We start from the raw sequence: 24,866 nt of genomic DNA, 5'->3' as shown, positions 1-24,866 counted from the left end.
GTGGAAAAGCTGTGCGACACCCTGCGCGGCCAGATGGAAGAAGTGCGCCACATCGAGCGCGCCGTGCTTGAACTGTGCGTAAACAAGTGCGGCATGCCGCGCGCCCACTTCATCAAGGTGTTCCCGGGCAATGAATGCGACCTGGAATGGGTCGACCGCGAAGTCGATTGCAAGTATCCGTACAGCGCCATCCTCAGCCGCAACGTGCCTGCCGTCAAGGAACTGCAAAAGAAGATGATCGACCTGCAAGCCCGCGTGGCCCTGCCGCTGGCTGACTTGCGCAAGATCAACAAGCAGATGGCGGCCGGCGAAAAGCGCGCCCGTCACGCGAAACGCGAAATGACGGTGGCCAACTTGCGCCTGGTCATTTCGATCGCCAAGAAATACATCAACCGCGGCCTGCAATTCCTTGACCTGATCCAGGAAGGCAACATCGGTCTGCTGAAGGCCGTGGATAAATTCGAATACCGCCGCGGCTACAAGTTCTCGACCTACGCCACCTGGTGGATCCGCCAGGCCATCACGCGTTCCATCGCCGACATGGCCCGCACCATCCGCGTGCCGGTGCACATGATCGAAACGATCAACAAGATGAACCGCATCTCGCGCCAGATCATGCAGGAAACGGGCAGCGAACCGGACCTGGCGACCCTGGCCGTCAAGATGGAAATGCCGGAAAACAAGGTGCGCGAAATCATGAAGATCGCGAAAGAGCCGATTTCCATGGAAACGCCGATGGGCGAGGATGGCGATTCGCAGCTGGGCGACTTCATCGAAGACAACACCACCCTGGCGCCGCTGGACGCCGCGCTGCACGCGTCGATGCGCAACGTGATCAAGGAAGTGCTGGATTCCCTGACGCCGCGCGAAGCGAAAGTGCTGCGCATGCGTTACGGCGTGGAAATGTCGAACGACCACACCCTGGAAGAAGTGGGCAAGCAGTTCGACGTGACGCGCGAGCGTATCCGCCAGATCGAAGCGAAAGCCATGAGCAAGCTGCGCCAGCCTTCCCGTTCGGATAAATTGAAGACTTTCCTGACGCAGAACTAGAGACACCTGTCAGTACCTGCTGCGCGTCGTGACTTGCGGCCTGCGATGCTCGCTGTACTAAAGTACAGTTCCGCGTCTCGGCCACAATGCACTTCCGCTCGCGACGGTTCTGTCAGGCGTCGTGGTAGTTGTTGAGTATATTTGGAAGGAGGCGCGAGCCTCCTTTTTTACGCCCGTACCGCGCGCAGCCTTACAGGAAATGCATGTGCTGGCCCGCCAGGCCCGCGCGGTGGCGGCGCTGCAGCTTGTACAGCAGCACGCCGCTGGCGCCGATGACGAAGGTGATGACCAGCCAGTCCAGCGGGTTGCTGCGCTGTGGTGGCGGCGCCGCGCGCGACGAGACGGCAAACGCCTGGAATTTATGTCCCGTGTAGACGGCGCCCACCACCAGGCCCGCATCCGTGATCTTGTTGGTCAGGTACAGGCCGTCGTCGCGGCGGCGCACCGTCATCACGCCTTCCTTGTAGACAAAGGTCATCGGTTCATAGCCATTGATCTTGACGCTGCCGACGACGTGGCCGGCCGCATTGACGGCCGTGGCGTAGCTGTCGCCCTGGCCGATCATGGCGCCCAGGTCGAGCATGCGCTTGCCGTCCCAGGCGAACGCATGCCAGCGGCGTTTTTCCGTTTCCGAGGCGCCCACGATCAGGCCCGCGTCATTGATGGCGGTGGCCGAGCTGATGCGTCCGCCAGGCAGGGTGCCGATTTCCTGCATGCCCTCGCCGGGGCGGTAGACGAAGGCGCGGCGGAAGCCGTCGCTGCGCTGCGCCGTGCCCACCACCACCACGCCATGCGTGTTCAGGCCGCTGGCATAGCTGCTGGCGCCGCCCAGGGTGCCCAGGTCTTGCAGGGTGTGATCGGCTTTCGTGACGAAGGCGTGGAAGTCGCCGCCGCTCGTATCGGCATAGCCGGCGATCGTGCCGTCGCGCGTGATGGCCGTGGCATAGCTGCTGGTGCCGCCCAGGGTGCCCAGGTCGCGCATGCCGGCCGCTTCCTCATAGCGGAAGGCATGCCAGGCGCCGCTGGCCGTCTGCGCGGAACCGACCACCACGCCATGGGTATTGATTGCCTTGGTGAAACCTTCATTGCCGCCCAGGGTACCCAGCTCGCGGATGCGGCCGTGCTGGTAGACCACGGCGCGGCGCCGGCCTTCCTCTTCCGTGATGATGCCGGCCACCAGGCCCGCCGGGTTCAGGTCGGACGCGATGCTGCCATCGCCGCCTTTCTCGCCGAAGCCATGTTCGGCATAGATGCTGGCGCCGGCAAGGGGCGTGATGGACAGCAACAGCAGCAGGGCCAGGCGCGGCAGCGGCGTGGCGGGAAGGCAGGAGAACCGTGGCGGCATGGTAGTTTCCTCAAAGAAAAAAACTCACTATACGTTTTTATGCCGTCGCTGCATACTTAATTTGCTACTGTTTTTGCTAACTTTTCGGCGCTCATGCCCTGGCTGTGGCCGGGGGACGCCTGTGGCAGGCGGATCGCCAGCGCCGTGCCCTGGCCCGCCTGGCTGTCGATGCGCAGCTCGCCGCCCAGCGCGTGCACGCGCTCGCGGATGCTTTTCAGGCCGAAGGCGGCCTGCTTGCCGTGGTCGCCAGGCTGCATGCCGATGCCGTTGTCGCTGATGCGCAGCACGATGGCTTGCGCATCCTGCGCCAGCGCCACGTCCACTTCGCTGGCCTGGGCGTGGCGCACGATGTTCGACAGCGATTCCTGCAGCACGCGGAAGATGGCCGACGTCTGGCGCTGGTCCAGGCCCAGGTCGGGCGCGTCGCTGGCGATGTGCAGGCGGTAGCGGATGGCGCCGCGGCCTTCCATCTGGCGTATCAGCCATTCGGCCGCCGGCACCAGGCCCAGTTCCAGGGTGCTCGGGTGCAAGTCGTTGATGATGCTGCGCACGGAGCGGATGGTGGCGTCGATGGTGTCGAGCACGCGCTGCGCATGGCGGTGCAGGCGCGGGTGCGCGGCGGCCGTGCGCGCGTGCAGCAGCGACACGTCGATGCGCAGCACCATCAGGTTTTGTCCCAGGTCATCGTGGATGTCGAGCGCGATGCGCCGCCGTTCCTCTTCCTTGATGGTCTGCTGGTGGTCGGACAGCTCGCGCAGCTGGGCCAGCGAGCGCTGCAGGTTTTCCTCGTTGCGCTTGCTGTCCGTGATGTCGATGGCCATGGCGATGATCATCTGCGGCCGGCCGTCGGCGTCGAAGACGGGTTTCTTGTGCGTCTGCACGAGGCGGTTTTCCTGCAGCTGGGCATTCCATATGAGTTCTTCGCGGATCACCACCTGGCGGCTGGCAAAGGCTTGCCGGTCCGCCGCCTGGAAACCGGCGTTCTGGTCGTGGGGAAAGTGCAGCAGGTCGCGCCCGTCGGCGATGTCCTGGTGGCGCACGCCCCATTGCTGCTCGCAGGCCTGGTTCATCAGCACGACGCGCGACTCGGCATCCTTCAGGAACAGCGACAGGGGCATCATGGAGATGATGTCCTGCAGCCGCTCCTCGCTGCGCGCCAGCGCCGCTTCCGTCTGCGCGCGCATGGCGACCTCGGCGGACAGGCGGGCATTCACGTCCTGCAGCTGGGCCGTGCGCAGGGCGACGCGGCTTTCCAGCTCCGCATGGGCCAGGGCCAGCGCGTGTTCGGTGATGTCGCTGATCAGCACGAGCGCGCCCGTCAGGCGTCCCTGGCGGTCGTACAGGCGCCGCCCGCTGAGCATGACCCAGCGTTCCGTGCCGTCGCCGTGCAGGAAGCGCAGTTCTCCCATGCAGCTTTGTTCGGCGGCGCGGCGTAGCGGGCACAGGCGCTGTAGGGTGGCTTCGTCGTGGTATTCGCTCATCTTGTGGCCCAGCAAGTCTTCCGCCGGCATGCCCAGGATGTCGCACAGGCGCTGGTTGATATGCAAAATCGTGCCTTGCGCATCCGTTTGCCACATGCCGTCCTGCGCCGTCTCGGCCAGGTCGCGGTAGCGCGTGGCGCTGGCGTCGAGCTGCTGGCGCGTGCTGGCCAGGTGGGTGCGCAGCTTGTGCATCAGCCAGAGTGCCGTGCTGCCGGCGGCGAGCAGCAGCAGGGCCAGGCCCGCATGTTCCCAGGCACCGAGTTCGGCCCAGGCGACGCCCGCCAGCCAGCCCAGCATGATCAGGACGAGGGCGGCGCATGCCGCACTCAAGGTTTCAATCGACCATTTGCTCATCCGCGCCCCTGGCGTCATGGTTGGCCGCTGCGGTGCGCGTGGCGCCGGAGAGGGGAAAGTATCCGACGCTAGTGTAATACCAAATGTTGCTTTCTTGAGAATATTTTTCCATTGGGAAAGCAAAAGGCCGGCCCTTGCGGTGCCGGCCCCTGCCTGCCGCTGGCGTCAGCCCGTGTTGCGCAGGCCGGCCGCGACGCCGTTGATCGACAGCTGGATGCCGCGATGGACGCGCTCGTCGATCCTGCTTTCCGCCGACAGGGCGCGGTTGCGCTTGATCAATTCCACCTGCAAGTGGTTCAGCGGGTCGAGATAGGCGAAGCGGTTCTGGATCGAGCGGGCCAGCAGCGGGTTGCCCGCCAGGCGCTCCGTGTTGCCGGTGATCAGCTCCAGGCAGCGCAGGGTGTTGCCGTGTTCGTCCGTGATGCGCTTGTAGATGCGCTCGCGCAAGTCCTGGTCGGCCACCAGTTCCGCGTAGCGCGAGGCGATGGCCAGGTCCGTCTTGGCCAGCACCATGTCCATGTTCGACAGCAGGGTGGCGAAGAAGGGCCATTCGGCGTACATGGCGCGCAGGGTGGCAATCCTGTCATCTTTCGACGCGTGCTCGCCGTCATTGATCCACGCCTCGATGGCGCTGCCGAAGCCGAACCAGCCCGGCAGCAGCAAACGGCACTGGCCCCAGGAAAAGCCCCAGGGAATGGCGCGCAAGTCTTCGATGCGCTGGTTGGCCTTGCGCGAGGCGGGGCGCGAACCGAGGTTCAGCTCGGCGATTTCCGCGATGGGCGTGGCCGAGAAGAAATACTCCGTAAAGCCGGGCGTTTCGTACACGAGGTGGCGGTAGGCGTGATAGGCCAGGTCCGACAGCTGCGCCATGACGGCTTCGAACTGCGCCAGCTGGCTGGTGCGGGCCGGATTGGCTTCCTGCGGCGCCAGGCTCGCTTCCAGCGTGGCGGCGACGAGCAATTCGAGGTTGCGCCGGCCGATTTCCGCATTGGAAAACTTCGAGGCGATGATCTCGCCCTGTTCCGTCAGGCGGATCTGGCCGTTGACGGTGCCCGGCGGCTGGGCCAGGATGGCTTCGTAGCTGGGGCCGCCGCCCCGGCCCACCGTGCCGCCGCGGCCGTGGAACAGGCGCAGCTTGACGCCGGCCTTCTGGAAGTCGGCGACGAGCGCCAGTTCCGCCTTGTACAGTTCCCAGTTGGACGTGAGGAAGCCGCCATCCTTGTTCGAGTCGGAATAGCCGAGCATGACTTCCTGCAGCTGGCCCTGCTTGGCGATCAATTGTTTGACCAAAGGCAAGGCCATGACCTGGCTCATGATGCCGGCCGCGCGCTGCAGGTCGGGGATGGTCTCGAACAGGGGGATGACCATCAGCTCGCACGTGCTGTCGCCGTCGCCGCCCGCCTTCCAGTCGGTGCGCAGCAAGCCCGTTTCCTTTTGCAGCAGCAGCACTTCCAGCAGGTCGGACACGGTTTCCGTGTGCGAGATGATGTAGTTGCGGATGGCCCGCGCGCCGTAGCGCTGGCGGATGTCGCGCGCCGCGCGCAGGATCGCCAGTTCGGAATCCGTTTCCGCGGCGTAGCTGATGTAGGGCGAGTACAGCAGGCGCGGCTGCGCCAGTTCGCTCAGCAGCAGCGCTTCCTTGTCCGCCTCGGACAGGCCCGCGTAATCGGCCGCCACGCCGCTCCGGGCGAACAGGTCGGCCAGCACGCGCTCGTGCACGTCGGACGTCTGGCGCATGTCCAGCGACGCCAGGTGGAAACCGAAGATGTCGGCCGCGCGCGCCAAGGTGGCCAGGCGGGGGCGCACGAGGGCGGCGCCGTGGTGGGCTTCCAGCGAGGCGACGATGGTGCGCAGGTCGGCCACGAAGGCGGCCGCGTCCGGATAGGCGGCCGCCGCGCCCACTTCCTTGCGCAGGATGTTGGTGGCGCCCAGGGCCCGCGCCGTGGCGGCCAGGCGCGCATAGATGCCGATCAGGGCGCGGCGGTAGGGCTCGTCGCTGCGGTGGGGCGAGGCATCCGGCGACTGGTCGGCCAGCGCCTGCAGCTCGGCGCTGACGCCCACCATCAGGGTCGAGACGGACAGTTCCGCGCCCAGCGCATGCACTTCGTCGAGGTAGAAGTCGAGGATGGTGGTGGCGTGGCGCGCCAGCGCGTGCTGCATGGTGCCCGCGTTGACGTTGGGATTGCCGTCGCGGTCGCCGCCGATCCAGCTGCCCATCTGCACGTAGGCGGCATTGATGGGTTCGACCGTGCCGTCGCCGTTCGGGTATTCGGCGGCGATATCGTCCTCGATGTCGTCATACAGGCCCGGCAGTTCGCGCAGGAAGGTGATGCGGTAATAGGACAGGGCGTTTTCGATCTCGTCGGCCACCGTCAGCTTCGAGTAGCGCAGCATGCGCGTCTGCCACAGGGTGGATACGCGTGAGCGCAGCAGCTGCATGTTGGCGTGCCGTTCCTTCGGCGTCAGGGGCAGGTCGCGCTCGGCCAGCAGGCGGGCGATGTCGTGTTCCGCGTCGAGGATGCTCTTGCGCTGCACTTCCGTCGGGTGGGCCGTCAGCACGGGGGCGATCAGCGCATCCTGGAAGAAGGTGTCGACGGTGGCGCGCGGCACGCCGGCGGCGCGCAGCTTCTTCAGCGCGAAGCTGACGCTGCCCTTCTGCGCGGGCGAGCCGGCCAGCAGGTGGGCGCGGCGGCGGCGGATGTGGTGCTGGTCTTCCGCGATGTTGGCCAGGTGCGAGAAGTAGGAAAAGGCGCGCACGACGGAGATCGTCTGTTCGCGGCTCAGTTCCTTCAGCATGGCGTCCAGTTCCAGCGCGGCCCCCGCGTCCGCCTCGCGGCGGAAGCGCACGGACGTCTGGCGGATGGTTTCCACCACGTTGAAGACGGCGTCGCCCTCCTGTTCGCGCAGCACGTCGCCCAGCAGGCGGCCCAGCAGGCGGATATCTTCTTTCAGCGGCGCATCCTTGTCGGCGCCGGCCGGGGGGACTATTTCTGGTGCTACGGCATCATTGAGCATAATAAAGAACCAAAGTAGGTGTAAAAGCAAGGGAATGAAGATCGCACCGGGCGTTTAGCCGCAGGGGGGAGGGGGCGCATGATAAAATTTGTGGTCTTGAACATGGACGCTAGCCTGACTTGGCCGTATAGGCAAAGGGATAACGATTATAGCGACGGCGGGCACAATTTCGATACATATCGGTATCACGTCCCCGAAATGGCAACGCTAAGCATAGCGATAACAACACGACAGCGAAAGAACCTTGTTTTGAAAGCATCCGAATTGACCCCGAATATTCCTTCCCGGCTGGTGATCGCCACGCGCGAGAGCCGTCTTGCCATGTGGCAAGCTGAGCATGTGCGTGCGCGCCTGGCCGCATTATATCCACAGTGTAGCGTTGAAATTCTCGGCATGACCACACGCGGCGACCAGATCCTGGACCGCGCGCTGTCCAAGGTAGGCGGCAAGGGCCTGTTCGTCAAGGAACTGGAAGTGGCGATGGAAGAGGGGCGCGCCGACCTGGCCGTGCATTCGCTGAAAGACGTGCCGATGGAGTTGCCGGAAGGCTACAGCCTGGCCGCCATCCTCGAGCGCGAAGACCCGCGCGACGCGTTCGTCTCGAACGACTACGCCAGCCTGGCCGAGCTGCCGCATGGCGCCGTCGTCGGTACCAGCAGCCTGCGCCGCCAGTCGCTGATCGCCGCCCGCTATCCGCACCTGACGATTCTGCCCCTGCGCGGCAACCTCGACACCCGCTTGGGCAAGCTCGACCGTGGTGATTACGCCGCCATCATCCTGGCCGCCGCCGGCCTGAAGCGCCTGGGCCTGGCGTCGCGCATCCGCGCCGTGCTGGCGCCGGAAGACAGCCTGCCGGCCGCCGGCCAGGGCGCCATGGCGATCGAGATTCGCGGCGCGCGGCCGGATGGCGCCGACCTGGTGCGCCTGCTGGCGCCGCTGAACCATGCCGATACGGCGCAGGCCGTCACGGCCGAGCGCAAGGTGTCGAAGATCTTCGGCGGCAGCTGCCAGATTCCGCTGGCCGCGTTCGCCACCGTCGAGGGCGCACAGATGCGCTTGCGCGCCATGGTCGCCACGCCGGACGGCGCGCGCATGGCCAGCGCCGATGTCAGCGGCCCCGCCAGCGCGCCGGAACAGCTGGGCGAGCAGGTGGCCGAGCTGTTGCGCGCCCAGGACGCGGCCGGCATCCTCGCCTCGTGCGCCGTCACGCCCGACAACCATGAAGGCCTCGCGCCGCATGCCTGACACCGTGGTGATCACGCGGCCCGCGGCGCAAGCGGGGCCGCTGGCCGCCAAAATCGCGGCGCTGGGCTTGCCCGTGCAGCTGCTGCCGCTGCTGGAAATCCACGCCCTCGACGGCGCCGAGGAATGCGCGCGGCTGCAGGCCGTGCTGGCCCGCCTGCGCGACTATGCGCTGGTGGTGTTCGTCTCGCCGAACGCCATCGACTGCGTCTTTGCGCACCTTGAGGCGTGGCCGGCCGGCGTGCCGCTGGCCGTGGTGGGTGAGGGCAGCCGGATGGCGCTGGCCGCCCACGGCGTCACTGAAGCCAACGCCAGCATCACGAGCCCGCTCGATACGGCGCGCAGCGATTCCGAGCACCTGCTGCTGGCGCTGGACTTGCCGGCCCTGCGCGGCAAGCGCGTGCTGATCGTGCGCGGCGACGGCGGACGCGATTTCCTGGCCGACGGCTTGCGCGGGGCGGGCGCTACTGTCGAGTTCGTCACGGCCTACCGCCGCCAGGTGCCGGCCCTGACGCCGGCCTTGCGGGCGACCCTGGAACAGTTGTTGCAGCATAATAACGACTGGATCATCACCAGCTCGGAAGCGCTGCGCGGCTTGCTGGCATTGCTGGCGGCGCTGGGGGAAACGGGCGGCGAAAAGCAAGCTGTTGCAAAAATGCAACAACAGCATCTGATCGTGCCGCACGCCCGCATTGCACAAACGGCGGCCGCCCTGGGGTTTGCCCGGGTTACCTTGACAGGATCAGGCGACGCAGGAGTGCTCGCCGCGTTACAATCACGACCATGAACGAAATGCCTACACTCTCCGAACCGAATGCAACGCCTGGCAGCGCCGTGAAGACGGCGCCGCAGGCGGCCGACCAACCCGCTGGCCGCGCGCCGAGCCTGCTCGAGCAGCTGCAAAAGCCCATGAGTATCGCCGTCATCGTGCTGGCCGTGCTGCTGGCTGCGCAAAGCTGGTCGACCAGCAAGCAGATCCGTAATTTGCGCGAAGAAGTCGCCAAGCGCCTGCAAAAGGGCGACGTCAGCAATGCCGAAACGGGCGTGCTGGCGCGCAACGTGCAAGAGGGCACGAAAGAGCTGCAAGTGAAGGTGGGCGCGCTGGAAAACCGCCAGAGCGAAACCCAGAGCCAGCAGCTTGCGCTCGAACAACTCTACAACGACCTGTCGAAGAACCGCGACGAGTGGGCGCTGACGGAAATTGAGCAGGTGCTGTCGACGGCCAGCCAGCAGCTGCAGCTGGCCGGCAACGTGCCGGGCGCGCTGATCGCCCTGCAAAACGCGGACCGCAGCCTGTCGCGCTCGGACAAGCCGCAATTCATCACCATCCGCCGCGCCATCGGCCGCGACATGGAAAAACTCAAGGCCCTGCCCAGCGTCGATTCGACGGGCGTGGCCCTGCGCCTGGACGCCGTGATCGCCCAGATCGACGCCTTGCCCATGCTGTCCGACGAAACGCCGGCCTTGCCGGCCGCGCCGGAAAAGCCGGGCAAGGCCAAGGCCAAGCCCGTGCGCGATGCGGCCGGCAAGCTGGTCGGTCCGCCGGCGCCCGAACCGCTGCTGCAGACCGTGCGCGACGGCTGGAATACGTGGAGCGGCGACATGTGGAACGACGTGCGCCAGCTGATCCGCATCCGCCGCGTCGATACGCCGGAAGCGCTGATGCTGTCGCCGACCCAGTCGTATTTCCTGCGTGAAAACGTCAAGCTGCGCCTGCTGAATGCCCGCATGGCTTTGCTGTCGCGCAATGAAACGGCCTTCCGCAACGACTTGATCGCCGCCCAGGATGCGCTGGCCAAGTATTTCGATACGCGCGCCCGCAGCACGCAGACGGCGCAAGCCCTGCTGCGCCAGGTGCAGGCCAGCAACCTGGCCATCGAAATGCCCACCTTGTCCGACAGCCTGACGGCTGTGCGCAACTACAAAGCGAAGTCCTGAGCCCATGCGTCTATTTCTCTGGTTACTCGCCCTGATGGCCGCGGCGATCGGTATCGCCGTGACGGCCCGTTTCAACCCCGGCAACGTGGTGCTGTTCTATCCGCCGTACCGCATCGACCTGTCGCTCAATCTGTTCCTGCTGCTGCAGGTCGTGCTGTTCGCGCTGCTGTATTTCCTGCTGCGCGCCGTGCGCGCCACCGTGCGCATGCCGGCGCAGGTGGCGGCCTACCGCCAGCGCAAGCGTGAGCGCGATGGCAACAAGGGCTTGCGCGAAGCCTTGAAAGCCCTGTTCGAAGGCCGTTTCGGCCATGCCGAGAAGGCCGCCCTGCGCGCCGCCGAGCTGGAAGAAAACGCCGGCCTGGCCGCGCTGATCGGCGCGCGCGCCGCCCACCGCATGCGCCAGTCCGAGCGCCGCGACAGCTGGCTGGCCCGCGTCGAAGGCGATGCGAGCCTGAAGACGGCGCGCCTGATGACGGTGACGGAATTGCTCGTCGACGACCACCAGCCGGAAGCGGCCCTGGCGGCCGTGCGCGAACTGAACGCCAGCGGCACGCGCCACATCCACGCCCTGCAATGGTCGCTGAAGGCCGAGCAGCAGGCGAAGAACTGGCCGGAAGTGCTGCGCCTCGTGCGTTCGCTCGACAAGCACCGCGCCCTGCATCCTGCCCTGTCGTCGCGCCTGCGCGAACTGGCGTACGACCATTTGCTGTCCGATCCCACGCATGACGCCGAGTCCTTGATGCGCGTGTGGTCCACCGTGCCGGGCGCAGACCGGGTCAAGCCCTACATCGCCTGCCGCGCCGCCACGGCCCTGAACGCGCGCGGCCTGCACGACGAAGCGCGCCTCGTGTGCGAAGAGTCGCTGGCCGCCGACTGGGACGAGCGCGTCGTGCGCGCCTACCGCGAAGCGGCGGCGCCGGCCGGCACGCCCGCCCTGCTGCTGCAGATCGAGCATTGCGAGCAGTGGCTGAAACAGCGTCCGCTGGACGCGGAGCTGGCCCTGACTCTCGGTTCCCTGTGCCTCAAGCAAAAATTGTGGGGCAAGGCGCAGCGCCACCTGGAGCAGGCCCTGTCGGATGCGAACGAGCCGCAGATGGTGCGCGATGCCCACCTGAAGCTGGCGCAGATGCACGATGCCTTGCAACAAACGGAGCAGGCTGCCGCGCATTACCGGCAGTGTGCTTTGGCAACAATTCTGTAAGATAGCTGTAAGATAAGATCAAGAGCCCGTTTCCCACAAGAAAACGGGCTCTTTTTTATGTGCTGCGGCGCACAAGCCCGGCCGACTTCTCTATAATTACGCCGTTAAAACACAATCCGCATAATGAGGAAAATCCATGAGTTTGAATAACGTCTCTTCCGGCCGCGACCTGCCGAACGATTTCAACGTCGTCATCGAAATCCCGATGAACGCCGATCCGATCAAGTACGAAGTCGACAAGGAAAGCGGCGCGATCTTCGTCGATCGCTTCATGGGTACCGCCATGCACTACCCATGCAACTACGGCTACGTGCCGAACACCCTGTCGCCGGACGGCGACCCGGTCGACGTGCTCGTCATCACCCCATTCCCCCTGATTCCAGGCGTGGTCGTGCGCTGCCGTCCTATCGGCGTGCTGAAGATGACCGACGAGTCGGGCGAAGACGCGAAAGTGCTGGCCGTGCCAGTCGACAAGGTTCTGTCGATCTACAGCCACTGGCAAAAGCCGGAAGACTTGAACGAACTGCGCCTGCGCCAGATCCAGCATTTCTTCGAGCACTACAAAGACCTGGAAAAGGGCAAATGGGTCAAGATCGACGGCTGGTATGGTCCGGACGTGGCCAAGGAAGAAATCCTGGGCGGCGTGGCCGCCTACAAGGCAGATGCCGAGAAAGCAGCTTCCTGAGCAAGTGATACCCCGCAGAGCCGGCGGCTAGCCGCCGGCAGTCTGCCGTGTGCGAGTAAAAAGCGCACCCTGCTATGATGGCCGGGTGCGCTTTTTTATTGCCACAACATAACTCTTTCCGGTGGATTGGACGGCATGCACACGCCTAGAATATTATCGAAAAGTTAACTTCGGAATGCTTTTGAACGGGAGGTGGTATGTATACTGAGCACTTGTTGATGCGCTCGTGGTGGGTGCTGGCCTTGCGGGGCCTGGCGGCGATCGCCTTTGGCGTGATCACCCTGGCGTTGCCGGGCGTGACGGTGCTGTCCCTGCTGATGGTGTTTGCCGCCTACGCGCTGCTGGGCGGCGGCGTCTCCGTCGTCGGCGCGTTCAGCAACCGCAAGCATGGCGGCGACTGGTGGGCCTTGCTGCTGCTGGGCATCTGCGGCCTGGCCGTGGGCATCCTGACCATCATCTATCCGCTGCTGACGACGTTTGCCCTGATCGTCATGATCGGCGTCAATGCCCTGATCTCGGGCGTGTTCGACATCGTGCTGGCGATCCGCCTGCGCAAGGCCATCCGGGGCGAATGGCTGCTGGTGCTCAATGCCGTCATTTCCATCGTCTTCGGCATTTTGATCCTCGTCTTCCCCGCCGCGGGCACCTTCGCCCTCGTGTGGATGATAGGCGTGTATGCCTTGCTGACGGGTATCTTGCTGCTGACCCTGGCATGGCGCGCCTACAAGCTGAAGAAGGACGGCGCCTTCGGTGGCAGTGCCGGCCGCTCGGCTGCCTGATCGCCCCTGCGTGTATGCGAGCGCTCCCCGCCAGCCGGCCGGGAGCGCTTTTGCCTTCAGGGCGCCATGGCGGCGCGAAACGGGCTGTGCTCGTTCAATTCATCCAGATAGGCATCGATGCCGCCCCGCTCGCGCTCGAGGAAGCGCTGTACGGCGTCGGCAAAGGCGGGGTGGGCCAGCCAGTGGGCGGACCACGTCTTTTGCGGCAGGAAGCCCCGCGCCATCTTGTGCTCGCCCTGCGCGCCCCCTTCGAAGGTGGCGATGCCGTTGGCGATGCAGAACTCCAGCGGCTGGTAATACGAAGTCTCGAAATGCAGGCAGGGCACGTGCTCCAGCGCGCCCCAGTAGCGGCCATACAGGGTATCGCTGGTATGGATGACGAGCGAGGCGGCGATGGCCCGGCCGTCGCGCTCGGCGATCACGAGTAAGATGTTTTGCGGCATGCTGGCGCCGATGCGCCGGAAGAAGTCCAGCGACAGATAGGGCGAGGAGCGGTGTTCCGCATAGGTATTGCTGTAGCAGCGGTGGAACAGCCGCCAGTCTGCATCCGTCGCTTCCACCCCGCGCACCTGGCGCATGACGACGCCCGCTTCGCGCACCTTGCGCCGCTCGGCGCGGATATTCTTGCGTTTCCGGTGTTCCAGGGTGGCGAGGAATTGTTCGAAATCCGTGTAGCCGGGATTGAGCCAGTGAAACTGCACGCCACTACGCATCAAATAGCCCGCTTGCGCCAGCTGGCGCGCTTCGCTTTCCGGCGGGAACAGGATATGGCAGGACGACACGTCGGCCGCCTGCTGCTGCGCCTGCAAAAAGGCCAGCAGGGCGGCGCGCGCCTGGCCATCGCGGGCCAGCAGGCGCGTGCCGCTGACGGGCGTAAACGGTATCGCCGACAGCAGTTTCGGGTAATATTCCAGGCCATGTTGCTGATAGGCATCTGCCCAGGCCCAGTCGAACACGTACTCGCCGTAGGAATGCTGTTTCAGGTACAGGGGCAGGGCGGCGGCCAGCACATCGCCTTGCCACAGCGCCAGGTAGTTCGGCTGCCAGCCCGTGTCCGCGCTGGCGCAGCCCGATTCGTGCAGCGCGTGCAGGAAAGCGTAGGACAGGAAGGGATTGGCATCCTGCTGGCATGCCAGCAGGTCCGACCAGGCCGCTTCGCCAATTTCAGCCAGGGTAGAGACGATAGCCGTGCGATAATTCATTGTTGTAGTGTGCATTCATCACTCTCGGGGCGCCACCATCGGCCTGCGCGCCCCTGTCTTGTTTAATAAAACGAAATTTCCATCATCATGACAGTCAAAGTCGCAATTGCTCAAATGAATAGTACGGTCGGCGATCTGGCCGGCAACCGTGCCAAGATCCTCGACCTTTCCCGCCGCGCCTTTGAAGCGGGCGCCGATATCGTGCTCACGCCGGAACTGTCGCTGGTCGGCTATCCACCCGAGGACCTGTTGCTGCGCAATGCATTCTACGCAAAAACCCAGGAGGCGTTTGCCGGGCTGGCTGCCGACCTGGCCCAGTTCAAGGATTTGCACGTGGTGGTGGGCCTGCCCCTGCAGGATGAAAAGGGCGTGCGCCACAATGCCGCCTCCGTGCTGCTGAACGGCGAAGTGCTGGGCACCTACCGCAAGCACGACTTGCCGAACACGACTGTTTTCGATGAAAAGCGCTACTTCACCTCGTCCGACCAGGCGTTCGTCTTTGGCGTGAAGGGCGTGCGTTTCGGCATCAATATCTGCGAAGACACGTGGTTCGAGCACGCCCCCATGCGCGCCCGCGCGGCCGGCGCGCAAGTGCTGCTGGTGCCGAACGGCTCGCCGTATCACATGAACAAGCAGCACCTGCGCTATGACACCATGCGCCGCAACGTCAGCGCGCAAGGCATGGCCCTCGTCTACGCCAACCTGGTGGGCGGCCAGGATGAGCTGATCTTCGACGGCGACTCGTTTGTCATGGATGCGGCCGGCACCATCTGCGCCCAGCTGCGCCATTTCGCGGAAGACTTGCAGCTCGTCGCGTTCGACGGCGCCACGCCCGTGCCGCAGGCCCTGGCCGCGCCGCTGACGACGGAAGCGCAGGTGTACCAGGCGCTGGTGCTGGGCGTGCGCGACTATATAGGCAAGAACGGCTTCCCTGGCGTGCTGATCGGCATGTCGGGCGGCGTCGATTCCGCCCTGACCCTGGCCATTGCCGTCGATGCGCTGGGCGCCGACAAGGTGCGCGCCGTCATGATGCCGTCGCAATTTACGGCCGATATCTCGTGGATCGATTCGCGCGACATGGTAAAACGCCTCAATGTGCGCTACGATGAAATTCCGATCAAGCAAACTTTCGATGCCTTCCGCGCCACCCTGGCCGGCGAGTTCGCGGGGCTGGCGGAAGACGCGACGGAAGAGAACATCCAGGCCCGCATCCGCGGCACCTTGCTGATGGCCCTGTCGAACAAGCACGGCAGCATCGTCTTGACGACGGGCAACAAGAGCGAGATGGCCGTCGGTTATTGCACCCTGTACGGCGACATGGCGGGCGGCTTTGCCGTCATCAAGGATATCGCCAAGACCCTCGTGTACCGCCTGTGCGCGTACCGCAACGGGGTGTCGGACGTGATACCCGAGCGTATCCTGACGCGGGGACCGTCGGCCGAACTGCGCGCCGACCAGCTGGACCAGGATTCCTTGCCGCCGTATGAGGTGCTCGACGGCATCATGCAGTTGTACATGGAAGAAAACCGGCCGATCGCCGACATTATCGAGGCTGGCTACCCGCCGGCCGACGTGGCGAAAATCACGCGTCTGATCAAGATCAATGAATACAAGCGGCGCCAGTCGCCGGTGGGCATCCGCGTCACGCACCGTGGATTCGGCCGCGACTGGCGCTACCCCATCACGTCGAAGTTTTACGAATAACGTGGGGAAGCCCGCCAAACCTGCTGCGCAGCTCACTACCGGGCATCCGTTGCTCACCGTACTAAAGTACGGCTCCGCTGCTCAATCCGGTATTGAACTTGCTCGCTGCGGTTTTGCGGGGTCCCGTCAAGCCAGCTAATGAAGAACTGACGATTACCAATAAGGAGAAAGCCATGAAACAGATTACCGCCATCATCAAACCATTCAAGCTCGACGAAGTACGCGAGGCCCTGGCCGATGTGAACGTGACGGGCTTGACCGTGACGGAAGTGAAGGGCTTTGGCCGCCAGAAGGGCCATACCGAGTTGTACCGTGGCGCCGAGTACGTGGTCGACTTCTTGCCGAAAGTCAAAGTCGAAGTGGTGGTGGACGACAGCGTGTCGGAACTGGTGGTCGACGCCATCATCAAGGCGGCCCGCACGGGCAAGATCGGCGACGGCAAGATCTTCGTGCGCGACGTCGAGCAGGTCATCCGCATCCGTACCGGCGAAACGGGCCCGGACGCCGTTTAAGTTTTCTTGCCGGGTCTATGCCAATGATGCTGTCGGATGACGGCTTTTCGAGCCTAATCCGACCTACTGCTATGTAGCTGTTCTTCAGCAGGCCGTAGGTCGGATTGGCGCCTGCGCGTAATCCGACGTGAGCCGCCCGGCATCTTGCGGGATCTCGCATCCGCGCGGTTCAGCGCCCCAGCCGCATGTCGAATTTCCAGCAGATCAGGCGCAGGATGGTGATGCCGCTGGCGCTGGTCCACAGCGCGAAGTCGTGCTCGGCGCCGAAGTGCATCTGCAACAGATAAGCCCAGCAGCCGAAGAAGGCGCAGATCGCATACGGTTTGCCGTCGCGAAACACCATCGGCACTTCGTTGCAGACGATGTCGCGCATCACGCCGCCGAAAATCCCCGTAATCACTCCCATCATTGACGCGATGAAGATCGGCATGCCGGCGCGCATGGCTTCGGCCACGCCCGCGATGGCGAACATGCCCAGGCCGATGGCGTCGGCCACGACGATCAGGCGTTCCGAGACGATCTGGCGCAGATGCTGGATCAGGGGCGCGGCCGTCAGGGCCAGCACGAAGATGAGAATCGCGTATTCCTGGTGCGACACCCAGAACAGGGGCCGCTTGTCGAGCAGGATGTCGCGCAGGGTGCCGCCGCCGAAGGCGGTGATGAAGGCCACGACGAAGACGCCGACCAGGTCCATGCGCTTGCGGCGTGCCTCGATGAAACCGGAAAACGCGCCCACCAGGATGGCGATGACCTCGATGATCTTGATCAGCGAGCCAGGCGGCAATTGGGGTGGCATCATGGGCGGAACGCGAGGACAGGAAATAATTGTCACAGGTTAACATGACACGGCCCCGAATGGTGACAAACGGGGCCGTGTGCAGTGTGGAACTGGTGACTGAATTGTAATTGCTTGCTGTCAAGCCTAGCGGATGGGCTGCAAGGCTGCGGAGAGCAGCACGACGAGGGCGCCATCGCCCCCTTCGGAGCGGCGCGCCTGGCAAAAGGCGATGACTTCATCCTTTTGCACGAGCCAGCTGTGCACCATGGATTTGAGTACCGGTTCCTGGCCCTTCGAGCCGAAACCCTTGCCGTGGATCACGCGCACGCAGCGCAGCTTGCGCCGCGTGGCCTGGTTCAGGAAGGCGCCGATGCCGTCGCGGGCCTCGTCGCGGCGCAAGCCGTGCAAGTCCAGCTCATCCTGCACGGGCCAGTGGCCCTTGCGCATCTTCTTCACCACGTCCGGCCCCACGCCCGGGCGGGCGTAGTTCAGGGCCGGATCGTTTTCCAGGTAATGGTCGACTTCGAACAAGTCCGACAGCGACTCGCGCAGCACGGCCGCATCGTCCTCTTCCGGCGTCAGCTTGCGCGCCGGCTGTGCGGCCGCCATGGCGCCCGCCTTCGGCAGGCTGGGCACGTAGCGGTCCGACTCGGGCAGGCGCTTGACGCCGCCGATGCTGGCCTTGAAGAGGTTGCTCTCCACGGCCTGCACCTTGGCTTGCCTGGCGCGCTCGGCCTCGGCTTGTGCGCGCGCGTCCGCCTGCTCCTTGAGCTGCTTGCTGACCGCCTTCAGGTCGGCGAAGTCTTTCATCGACGCCATGCGGCGCTTACTCCTGGCCTTCCAGGTAGCGCTGGGCGTCCAGTGCTGCCATGCAACCCGTACCGGCGCTGGTGATGGCCTGGCGGTAGATATGGTCCTGCACGTCGCCGGCGGCGAACACGCCCGGCACGCTGGTGGCCGTGGCCATGCCTTCCAGGCCCGTCTTGGTCTTGATGTAGCCGTTATGCATGTCCAGCTGGCCATCGAAGATGCCCGTGTTCGGCTTGTGGCCGATGGCGATGAAGACGCCGTGCACGCTCAATGCTTCGACCTTGCCATCGATGGTCGACTTGATGTTCAGGCCCGTGACGCCGCCTTCGTTGCCCGTCACTTCGTCCAGGGTGTGGTTATATTTCAACACGATCTTGCCTTCGGCAACCTTGGCGTTCAGGCGGTCGATCAGGATCGCTTCCGCGCGGAACTTGTCACGGCGGTGGATCAGGGTGACTTTATTGGCGATGTTCGACAGGTACAGCGCTTCCTCGACGGCCGTGTTGCCGCCGCCGACGACGGCCACTTCCTGGTTGCGGTAGAAGAAGCCATCGCAGGTGGCGCAGGCGGACACGCCCTTGCCCATGAATTCCGCTTCCGATGGCAGGCCCAGGTATTGCGCGGACGCGCCCGTGGCGATGATCAGGGTGTCGCACGTGTATTCGTGGCTGTCGCCCTTCAGGCGGATCGGCTTTTCATTCAGGAAGGTGGTGTGGATGTGGTCAAACACGATTTCCGTATTGAAACGCTCCGCATGCTGCAGCAGGCGCTGCATCAGGTCCGGGCCTTGCACGCCCATGGGGTCGCCCGGCCAGTTTTCCACGTCGGTGGTGGTCATCAGCTGGCCGCCTTGTTCCACGCCGGTCACCAGCATCGGGTTCAGGTTGGCGCGCGCGGCGTAGACGGCAGCGCTATAGCCGGCGGGGCCGGAACCGAGAATCAAGACGCGGGCGTGTTTGGTAGTAGTCATGGGAGCTTCTCTATGAGTGTGGTCTATCCGAATTGGGGGCATACGCGCGAAGAACAAGGGCGTATTGCGCTTGCGCAAGCAATCCCGGATTATAGACCAAGCCGCCAGTGCAGACGAATCGTGGGGCCGTCCATGACGTATATGGCTTAGAATACATCCTTATTATGGGAAATTCCCTTTCAGAAACATTTATCACCTTGCAGCGCTTCCCAGAATGACTAAACCAGCCCAGGCCAATCAAAATAGCTACACCCGTAAACCGGTCGAACGCCGGCCCCTGCCGAACCGGCTGGTGCGGCTGCTGTCCGAGGCGCGCTGGTTCGCGCTGGCCGCGTTTGCCCTGTATTTCGTGCTGATCCTGGCCAGCTTCAACAAGCTCGATCCCGGCTGGTCGCACGCCACCTCCGTCGACAAGGTCGCCAACCTCGGCGGCAAGCTGGGCGCGACCCTGTCCGACCTGTTGCTGTATATCTTCGGCTTTTCCGCCTGGTGGTGGTGCGTGTGGCTGCTGCGCACCGTATGGAATGGCTATCGCCGCCTGAGTAAGCGCTTCCTGCTGGAAGAGGAAGACGTGGAGCGCGAGCACCATGTCGAGATGCTGATCCGCATCGTCGGCTTTTCCATCATGCTGATCGGCAGCATGGGCCTGGAATACCTGCGCATGGCGAAAAGCCTGCACGTGCAGCTGCCGCGCGAGCCGGGCGGCGTGCTGGGCCAGCTGGTGGGCCACTCGGCCCACGTGGCCTTCGGCTTCACGGGCGCGACCTTGTTACTGTTGCTGCTGTTTGCCCTCGGCTTTTCCCTGTTCTTCCATGTGTCCTGGCTGCAAGTGGCCGAGCGCATCGGGGGTACCATCGAAGACGCGTTCAACTGGTTCGTGCTGCGCTACCAGGACCGCGAAGACCGCCGCCAGGGCGAAGTGGCCGCCGTGCGCCGCGATGAAGTGGTCGTCATCGAGCGGGCCAAGCACGTGGAAAAGCACGTGGCCGCGCCGCCCGTGAAGATCGAGCCGCAGGTCGTCACCGTCGTGAAATCGGAGCGCGTGGAAAAGGAACGCCAGGCCCATCTGTTCGAGAACCTGGGCGATGGCAAGCTGCCGCCCCTGTCCCTGCTGGACGAGGCGCCGCCCGTGGTGGAAACGGTGTCCGTGGAAACCCTGGAATTCACGAGCCGCCTGATCGAAAAGAAACTCTCCGACTTTGGCGTGGATGCCAAGGTAGTGGCCGCTTACCCCGGTCCCGTTGTCACGCGCTATGAGATCGAGCCGGCCACGGGCGTGAAGGGCAGCCAGATCGTCGGCCTGGCGCGCGACCTGGCCCGTTCGCTGTCCCTGACGTCGATCCGCGTGGTGGAAACCATTCCTGGCAAGAATTACATGGCCTTGGAATTGCCGAACAGCAAGCGCCAGATCGTGCGCCTGACGGAAATTCTCGGCTCCAAGGTCTACAACGATGGTGTGTCCAGCCTGACGATTGCGCTGGGCAAGGATATCGCCGGCAAGCCCGTCGTGGCCGACCTGGCGAAGATGCCCCACTTGCTGGTGGCCGGTACCACCGGTTCCGGTAAATCCGTGGGCATCAATGCGACGATTTTGTCGCTGCTGTACAAATCCGACCCGCTCGACGTGCGTTTGATCCTGATCGATCCGAAGATGCTGGAAATGTCCGTCTACGAAGGCATCCCGCACTTGCTGGCGCCCGTCGTCACCGACATGCGCCAGGCCGGCCACGCCCTGAACTGGGCCGTGAACGAGATGGAACGCCGCTACAAGCTGATGAGCAAGATGGGCGTGCGCAACCTGGCCGGCTACAACGCGAAGATTGCCGATGCGAAGAAGCGCGAAGAACACATCCCGAATCCGTTCAGCCTGACGCCCGATTCGCCGGAACCGCTGGAAAAACTGCCGACCATCGTCATCATCATCGACGAGCTGGCCGACCTGATGATGGTGGTGGGCAAAAAAGTCGAGGAATTGATCGCGCGCATCGCGCAAAAGGCGCGCGCCGCCGGCCTGCACTTGATTCTGGCCACGCAGCGCCCATCTGTCGATGTGATCACGGGTTTGATCAAGGCCAACATTCCTACGCGTATCGCCTTCCAGGTATCGTCGAAGATCGACTCGCGCACGATTCTGGACCAGATGGGCGCGGAAACCCTGCTGGGCATGGGCGACATGCTGTACATGCCGCCCGGCACGGGCTTGCCGATGCGCGTGCACGGCGCGTTTGTTTCCGATGAGGAAGTGCACCGCGTCGTCAGCCATCTGAAGCTGCAGGGCGAGCCGAATTACATCGAGGGCATCCTCGAAGGCGGCACCCTGGAAGGCGACGGCGCCGAAGGCGGCGCGGCAGGCGAGGGCGGCGGCGAGGCCGATGCCCTGTACGACCAGGCGGTGGCGGTGGTGCTGAAAAACCGCCGCGCCTCGATTTCGCTGGTGCAGCGTCATCTGCGCATCGGCTACAACCGCGCCGCCCGTCTGCTCGAGCAGATGGAGCAGAGCGGGGTGGTATCAACCATGCAATCCAATGGCAACCGGGACATCCTGGTGCCGGCGGCCAGTGCCGAACAAGGGTAAATAATGAAGCAACAAAATAGTGTAGTGGCAAAAATCATCGTCGGCGCGGCCGGCATCGCCTGCAGCCTGCTGTTCGCGGCCAGCGCCTCGGCCAGCGCCCTGGAACAGTTCAAGAGCTTCGCCGCCGGCACCAAATCGGCCAAGGGCGAGTTCGTGCAGCGCCAGGTCAAGAAGGCGGATGCGGCTGGCAAGGCGAAAGTGTCGACGCCGGCCAGCGGCACGTTCGAATTCGCCCGCCCGGGCAAGTTCATCTGGACGTATCTGAAGCCGTACGAGCAGCTGCTGCAGGCGGACGGCGACAAGCTGTATATCTACGACAAGGACTTGAGCCAGGTGACGGTGAAGAAACTGGGCGACGCGCTCGGCTCCTCGCCGGCCGCGATCTTGTTCGGCAGCAACGACCTGGAAAAGAATTTCACCCTGGCGGAGGCTGGTACGCGCGATGGCCTGGAATGGCTGAAAGCGACGCCGAAGGCCAAGGACACGACGTTCGACGAAATCACCATCGGCCTGCGCAACGGCGTGCCCGAAGCGATGGAATTGCGCGATTCCTTCGGTCAGACGTCGGTGCTGGCGTTCAAGAACTTCCAGAAAAATCCGGCCTTATCCGCCGATCATTTTAAATTTGTCATGCCCAAGGGCGCGGATGTGATTAATAATTAATTTTTCGCACACTGTTATTGACCGGCCTCGCACCATGCGGGGCCTTTGCATTCTTACCCGGTAAATATTATGGCGGATCTCTTTTCCACCGCACCGCGCCAGCCGCTGGCCGAGGCCTTGCGGCCATCCACCCTGAACGAAGTCATCGGCCAGACGCATCTGCTGGGCGCGGGCAAGCCCCTGCGCCTCGCGTTCGAGGCGGGCAAGGCCCATTCCATGATCCTGTGGGGCCCGCCCGGCGTGGGCAAGACCACCCTGGCGCGCCTGATGGCGAATGCGTTTGACAGCGAATTCATCGCCCTGTCGGCCGTGTTTGCGGGCGTGAAGGATATCCGCGCCGCCATGGACCAGGCCCGCCACAGCCTGGACCAGTTCGGCAAGCACACCTTGCTGTTCGTCGACGAAATCCACCGGTTTAATAAGTCGCAACAGGACGCCTTGCTGCCTTTCGTCGAATCGGGCCTCGTGACCTTCATCGGCGCGACGACGGAAAATCCCAGCTTTGAAGTGAACTCCGCGCTGCTGTCGCGCGCGCAAGTGTATGTCTTGAAATCGCTCAACGAGGACGAAATGAGGCAGCTGCTGGCCAAGGCGCAAAGTTCCGCCCTGACGCACCTGACCTTCGATGAGGCGGCGGCCGACACCCTGATCGGCTATGCGGACGGCGATGCGCGGCGCTTCCTGAATTTGCTGGAGCAGGCCGAGACGGCCGCCAGCTCGACGGGCACGACCACCATCGACGCGGCCTTCGTCGACAACGCGCTTACCTTGAATTCGCGCCGCTTCGACAAGGGCGGCGACAATTTCTATGACCAGATTTCCGCCCTGCACAAGTCCGTGCGCGGCTCGAACCCGGACGCGGCCCTGTACTGGTTTTGCCGCATGATCGATGGCGGCGCCGACCCTCGCTACCTGTCGCGGCGCATCGTGCGCATGGCCTGGGAAGATATCGGCCTGGCCGACCCCCGCGCCTTGACCATGGCCAACGACGCGGCGGAAACCTATGAGCGTCTCGGTTCGCCCGAAGGCGAGCTGGCCCTGGGCCAGGCCGTGATCTATCTGGCCATTGCCGCGAAGAGCAATGCCGGCTACAACGCCTTCAACACGGCCATGGCCTTCGTCAAGAAAGACAAGTCCAAGGAAGTGCCCGTGCACTTGCGCAATGCGCCGACCAAGCTGATGAAGGAACTGGGCTACGGCCACGCCTACCGCTACGCGCACGACGAACCCGATGCGTATGCGGCCGGCGAGACCTATTTCCCGGACGGCATGGCCGAGCCGGGCTGGTACCAGCCCGTGCCGCGTGGCCTGGAGAGCAAGATCGCCGACAAGCTGGCGTGGCTGCGCGAGCTGGACAGAAAAGCAGGAAAGCCCGCTGGCAAGGGCTGACGCTACAGTCCCAGCAGGGTAAACCCGTCATCCTGCGGCGCGTAGCCCACCAGCTGGCGCGTGGCCGCGATCGACAGCCGTTTATAACGGTTGTCCGACACCCCATGCACGACGTGGTAGCCGGCTGGCACGTCGGCGCTGAGGCAGCAGGCCAGCAATTGCACCACGTCGCGTTCGCTGATGAAGGCGGCGATGTCGCGCGCGCTGTGCTGTTGACCTGGCGCAAACCGTGCCACGTTGGCGATGCGCACGGCGATCGCCGTCATGCCATGCTGGTGCGCGAACGCGGAGGCCACGCCTTCGCCGAAGGCCTTGCTGGCGCCATACATATTGGCGGGCCGGGCCGGCATGTGCTCGTGCACCTGCATATCAAGCGGATAGCCCTCGATGGCTTGCGCACTGCTGGCAAATACCACCCGTTCTACGCCCTGCGCCTGCGCCGCGCGGAAGATGTTGTGCGTGCCGATGATGTTCGGCTGCAGCAGCTGCGTGTCGAAATCGGCGCTGGCGTGGGGCACACCGGCCAGGTGCAGCACCGCGTCGATATCGGCGCAGGCGGCCAGGCAGGCGGCGTAATCGCCCACGTCGAGCTGCATGGACGGGCAGGGCGCTTCGGCCAGCTTGCCGGTGTGCAGGTCGGCCAGGCGCAGGGAGAATTCCCCGTGCCGGCTCTTCCAGAAAACGGTGCCGATGACGCCGGCGGCGCCCGTGACGAGGACGCGCAAAGGCGGGGTTGCTTGATTCCGTGTTGCCTGATTCATGTATTCCTTGTGGTCATCAATGTGGGAAAGGTCCCCGCCAACAGGCGTTGCCAGATGGAGTGGTGCGCGGCGGGGCCATGCACGCGGATGCGTCCGCTGCCCACGGCTTCCACCAGCACCAGTCCCCCGTTCGGTATCGTATAGCGTTCGCCGCTGCGCAGCACGCAGTCGTCGAACTGGGCGTAGGCCGTGATCCAGGCCGTGCCATGCAGGCATTCGATCACGGCACTGTCCGCCTTTTCCAGGCGCAGGGGATGTTGCGGGCGCAGTTCGTGGTCGTTGTGCATGGCGAAACTCCTGGTGGGCGGACAGGAACAGCTTAGGCCCTGGGGGACAAGGAGAACAGATGCAGGAAAACGAAATTGTCATGAATACAGTGGGCTTCATCGTACACTGTGCTTGTCAAAAAATC

21 protein-coding genes are annotated in these 24,866 nt (G+C 64.2%); 12 read left to right on the top strand and 9 right to left on the bottom strand.

The annotated features are described in order from the left end of the window. Positions 1-1,050, top strand: a 1,050-nt coding sequence (rpoD, locus tag EBS11_RS22570; RefSeq protein ID WP_290606630.1) for an RNA polymerase sigma factor RpoD, incomplete at its 5' end; no start/stop codon positions are given. A 190-nt stretch (positions 1,051-1,240) separates the two neighbouring features. Here the strand turns inward: rpoD and EBS11_RS22565 are convergent. From EBS11_RS22565 to ppc, 3 genes are all read right to left on the bottom strand, one after another. Next, complete coding sequence (locus tag EBS11_RS22565; RefSeq protein WP_290606628.1) at positions 1,241-2,395, bottom strand: HAF repeat-containing protein; 1,155 nt, start codon at positions 2,393-2,395, stop codon at positions 1,241-1,243. A gap of 56 nt (positions 2,396-2,451) precedes the next feature. Then, entirely contained in the window at positions 2,452-4,230 is a 1,779-nt protein-coding gene (locus tag EBS11_RS22560) for a PAS domain S-box protein (protein ID WP_290606626.1), read from the bottom strand. A gap of 165 nt (positions 4,231-4,395) precedes the next feature. Next, positions 4,396-7,245 (bottom strand): phosphoenolpyruvate carboxylase, encoded by a 2,850-nt coding sequence (gene ppc, locus EBS11_RS22555; RefSeq protein WP_290606624.1) that lies wholly within the window; start codon positions 7,243-7,245, stop codon positions 4,396-4,398. A 264-nt stretch (positions 7,246-7,509) separates the two neighbouring features. Between ppc and hemC the strand changes: the two genes are divergently transcribed. From hemC to EBS11_RS22525, 6 genes are all read left to right on the top strand, one after another. Next, complete coding sequence (hemC, locus tag EBS11_RS22550; protein ID WP_290606634.1) at positions 7,510-8,490, top strand: hydroxymethylbilane synthase; 981 nt, start codon at positions 7,510-7,512, stop codon at positions 8,488-8,490. Beyond that, positions 8,483-9,274 carry a uroporphyrinogen-III synthase gene (locus EBS11_RS22545; protein WP_290606623.1) on the top strand — a complete coding sequence of 264 codons (792 nt, stop codon included), beginning with the start codon at positions 8,483-8,485 and terminating at the stop codon, positions 9,272-9,274. Before hemC ends, EBS11_RS22545 begins: the two co-directional genes overlap by 8 nt. After that, positions 9,271-10,425 carry a uroporphyrinogen-III C-methyltransferase gene (locus EBS11_RS22540; protein WP_290606620.1) on the top strand — a complete coding sequence of 385 codons (1,155 nt, stop codon included), beginning with the start codon at positions 9,271-9,273 and terminating at the stop codon, positions 10,423-10,425. The genes EBS11_RS22545 and EBS11_RS22540 overlap by 4 nt, the downstream gene beginning before the upstream one ends. A gap of 4 nt (positions 10,426-10,429) precedes the next feature. Beyond that, entirely contained in the window at positions 10,430-11,626 is a 1,197-nt protein-coding gene (locus EBS11_RS22535) for a heme biosynthesis protein HemY (RefSeq protein WP_290606615.1), read from the top strand. A gap of 136 nt (positions 11,627-11,762) precedes the next feature. After that, positions 11,763-12,311: an inorganic diphosphatase gene (ppa, locus tag EBS11_RS22530; protein ID WP_092801086.1), complete on the top strand. Its 549-nt coding sequence runs from the start codon at positions 11,763-11,765 to the stop codon at positions 12,309-12,311. A gap of 197 nt (positions 12,312-12,508) precedes the next feature. Next, positions 12,509-13,090, top strand: coding sequence for an HdeD family acid-resistance protein (locus EBS11_RS22525; protein ID WP_290606612.1), 582 nt, complete (start codon positions 12,509-12,511; stop codon positions 13,088-13,090). Between the two features lie 56 nt (positions 13,091-13,146). Here the strand turns inward: EBS11_RS22525 and EBS11_RS22520 are convergent, their stop codons facing one another. Continuing rightward, positions 13,147-14,292, bottom strand: coding sequence for a GNAT family N-acetyltransferase (locus EBS11_RS22520; RefSeq protein ID WP_290606632.1), 1,146 nt, complete (start codon positions 14,290-14,292; stop codon positions 13,147-13,149). An 87-nt stretch (positions 14,293-14,379) separates the two neighbouring features. Between EBS11_RS22520 and EBS11_RS22515 the strand changes: the two genes are divergently transcribed. Both EBS11_RS22515 and EBS11_RS22510 read left to right on the top strand, forming a co-directional pair. Further along, positions 14,380-15,996: an NAD+ synthase gene (locus EBS11_RS22515; RefSeq protein ID WP_290606610.1), complete on the top strand. Its 1,617-nt coding sequence runs from the start codon at positions 14,380-14,382 to the stop codon at positions 15,994-15,996. Positions 15,997-16,169: 173 nt separating this feature from the next. Continuing rightward, positions 16,170-16,508, top strand: coding sequence for a P-II family nitrogen regulator (locus EBS11_RS22510; protein WP_034758685.1), 339 nt, complete (start codon positions 16,170-16,172; stop codon positions 16,506-16,508). A 169-nt stretch (positions 16,509-16,677) separates the two neighbouring features. Here EBS11_RS22510 and EBS11_RS22505 read toward each other — a convergent pair whose 3' ends face one another. The 3 genes from EBS11_RS22505 to trxB form a co-directional block, all read right to left on the bottom strand. Further along, on the bottom strand, positions 16,678-17,307 hold the full coding sequence (locus EBS11_RS22505) for a trimeric intracellular cation channel family protein (RefSeq protein WP_071324539.1): 630 nt from the start codon (positions 17,305-17,307) through the stop codon (positions 16,678-16,680). Between the two features lie 123 nt (positions 17,308-17,430). After that, the gene (locus tag EBS11_RS22500; protein WP_290606600.1) at positions 17,431-18,105 is read right to left on the bottom strand and encodes a Smr/MutS family protein; all 675 of its coding nucleotides are present in this window, start codon (positions 18,103-18,105) and stop codon (positions 17,431-17,433) included. 7 nt (positions 18,106-18,112) lie between these two features. After that, positions 18,113-19,066 carry a thioredoxin-disulfide reductase gene (gene trxB, locus EBS11_RS22495; protein ID WP_290606599.1) on the bottom strand — a complete coding sequence of 318 codons (954 nt, stop codon included), beginning with the start codon at positions 19,064-19,066 and terminating at the stop codon, positions 18,113-18,115. Positions 19,067-19,280: 214 nt separating this feature from the next. Between trxB and EBS11_RS22490 the strand changes: the two genes are divergently transcribed. The 3 genes from EBS11_RS22490 (at position 19,281) to EBS11_RS22480 (ending at position 23,693) form a co-directional block, all read left to right on the top strand. After that, a complete protein-coding gene (locus EBS11_RS22490; RefSeq protein ID WP_290606594.1) occupies positions 19,281-21,641 on the top strand; it encodes a DNA translocase FtsK in 2,361 nt (786 codons plus the stop codon). 3 nt (positions 21,642-21,644) lie between these two features. After that, positions 21,645-22,304 (top strand): outer membrane lipoprotein chaperone LolA, encoded by a 660-nt coding sequence (gene lolA / locus EBS11_RS22485; RefSeq protein WP_290606593.1) that lies wholly within the window; start codon positions 21,645-21,647, stop codon positions 22,302-22,304. A gap of 69 nt (positions 22,305-22,373) precedes the next feature. Further along, positions 22,374-23,693, top strand: a complete 1,320-nt coding sequence (locus EBS11_RS22480; RefSeq protein WP_290606591.1) for a replication-associated recombination protein A — start codon at positions 22,374-22,376, stop codon at positions 23,691-23,693. 2 nt (positions 23,694-23,695) lie between these two features. On the opposite strand, the gene EBS11_RS22475 is transcribed toward EBS11_RS22480, so the two are convergent. Next, positions 23,696-24,418, bottom strand: a complete 723-nt coding sequence (locus EBS11_RS22475; RefSeq protein WP_290606589.1) for an NAD(P)-dependent oxidoreductase — start codon at positions 24,416-24,418, stop codon at positions 23,696-23,698. Between the two features lie 32 nt (positions 24,419-24,450). Then, positions 24,451-24,741, bottom strand: coding sequence for a DUF2917 domain-containing protein (locus tag EBS11_RS22470; RefSeq protein WP_290606587.1), 291 nt, complete (start codon positions 24,739-24,741; stop codon positions 24,451-24,453). Between the last annotated feature and the right edge of the window lie 125 nt (positions 24,742-24,866).

Source organism: Janthinobacterium sp. (assembly GCF_009923995.1).
Lineage (GTDB): Bacteria > Pseudomonadota > Gammaproteobacteria > Burkholderiales > Burkholderiaceae_D > Janthinobacterium.
This window is presented reverse-complemented; position numbering and strand designations above follow the sequence as displayed.

Bases quoted from the DNA above. Each gene is read 5' to 3' on its own strand.
- EBS11_RS22505 (WP_071324539.1), bottom strand. From the start codon at position 17,307: ATGATGCCACCCCAATTGCCGCCTGGCTCGCTGATCAAGATCATCGAG.
- EBS11_RS22490 (WP_290606594.1), top strand. From the start codon at position 19,281: ATGACTAAACCAGCCCAGGCCAATCAAAATAGCTACACCCGTAAACCG.
- ppa (WP_092801086.1), top strand. From the start codon at position 11,763: ATGAGTTTGAATAACGTCTCTTCCGGCCGCGACCTGCCGAACGATTTC.
- EBS11_RS22520 (WP_290606632.1), bottom strand. From the start codon at position 14,292: ATGAATTATCGCACGGCTATCGTCTCTACCCTGGCTGAAATTGGCGAA.
- EBS11_RS22515 (WP_290606610.1), top strand. From the start codon at position 14,380: ATGACAGTCAAAGTCGCAATTGCTCAAATGAATAGTACGGTCGGCGAT.
- EBS11_RS22560 (WP_290606626.1), bottom strand. From the start codon at position 4,230: ATGAGCAAATGGTCGATTGAAACCTTGAGTGCGGCATGCGCCGCCCTC.
- trxB (WP_290606599.1), bottom strand. From the start codon at position 19,066: ATGACTACTACCAAACACGCCCGCGTCTTGATTCTCGGTTCCGGCCCC.
- EBS11_RS22480 (WP_290606591.1), top strand. From the start codon at position 22,374: ATGGCGGATCTCTTTTCCACCGCACCGCGCCAGCCGCTGGCCGAGGCC.
- EBS11_RS22545 (WP_290606623.1), top strand. From the start codon at position 8,483: ATGCCTGACACCGTGGTGATCACGCGGCCCGCGGCGCAAGCGGGGCCG.
- EBS11_RS22535 (WP_290606615.1), top strand. From the start codon at position 10,430: ATGCGTCTATTTCTCTGGTTACTCGCCCTGATGGCCGCGGCGATCGGT.
- ppc (WP_290606624.1), bottom strand. From the start codon at position 7,245: ATGCTCAATGATGCCGTAGCACCAGAAATAGTCCCCCCGGCCGGCGCC.
- EBS11_RS22470 (WP_290606587.1), bottom strand. From the start codon at position 24,741: ATGCACAACGACCACGAACTGCGCCCGCAACATCCCCTGCGCCTGGAA.
- lolA (WP_290606593.1), top strand. From the start codon at position 21,645: ATGAAGCAACAAAATAGTGTAGTGGCAAAAATCATCGTCGGCGCGGCC.
- EBS11_RS22510 (WP_034758685.1), top strand. From the start codon at position 16,170: ATGAAACAGATTACCGCCATCATCAAACCATTCAAGCTCGACGAAGTA.
- EBS11_RS22565 (WP_290606628.1), bottom strand. From the start codon at position 2,395: ATGCCGCCACGGTTCTCCTGCCTTCCCGCCACGCCGCTGCCGCGCCTG.
- EBS11_RS22525 (WP_290606612.1), top strand. From the start codon at position 12,509: ATGTATACTGAGCACTTGTTGATGCGCTCGTGGTGGGTGCTGGCCTTG.
- EBS11_RS22500 (WP_290606600.1), bottom strand. From the start codon at position 18,105: ATGGCGTCGATGAAAGACTTCGCCGACCTGAAGGCGGTCAGCAAGCAG.
- EBS11_RS22540 (WP_290606620.1), top strand. From the start codon at position 9,271: ATGAACGAAATGCCTACACTCTCCGAACCGAATGCAACGCCTGGCAGC.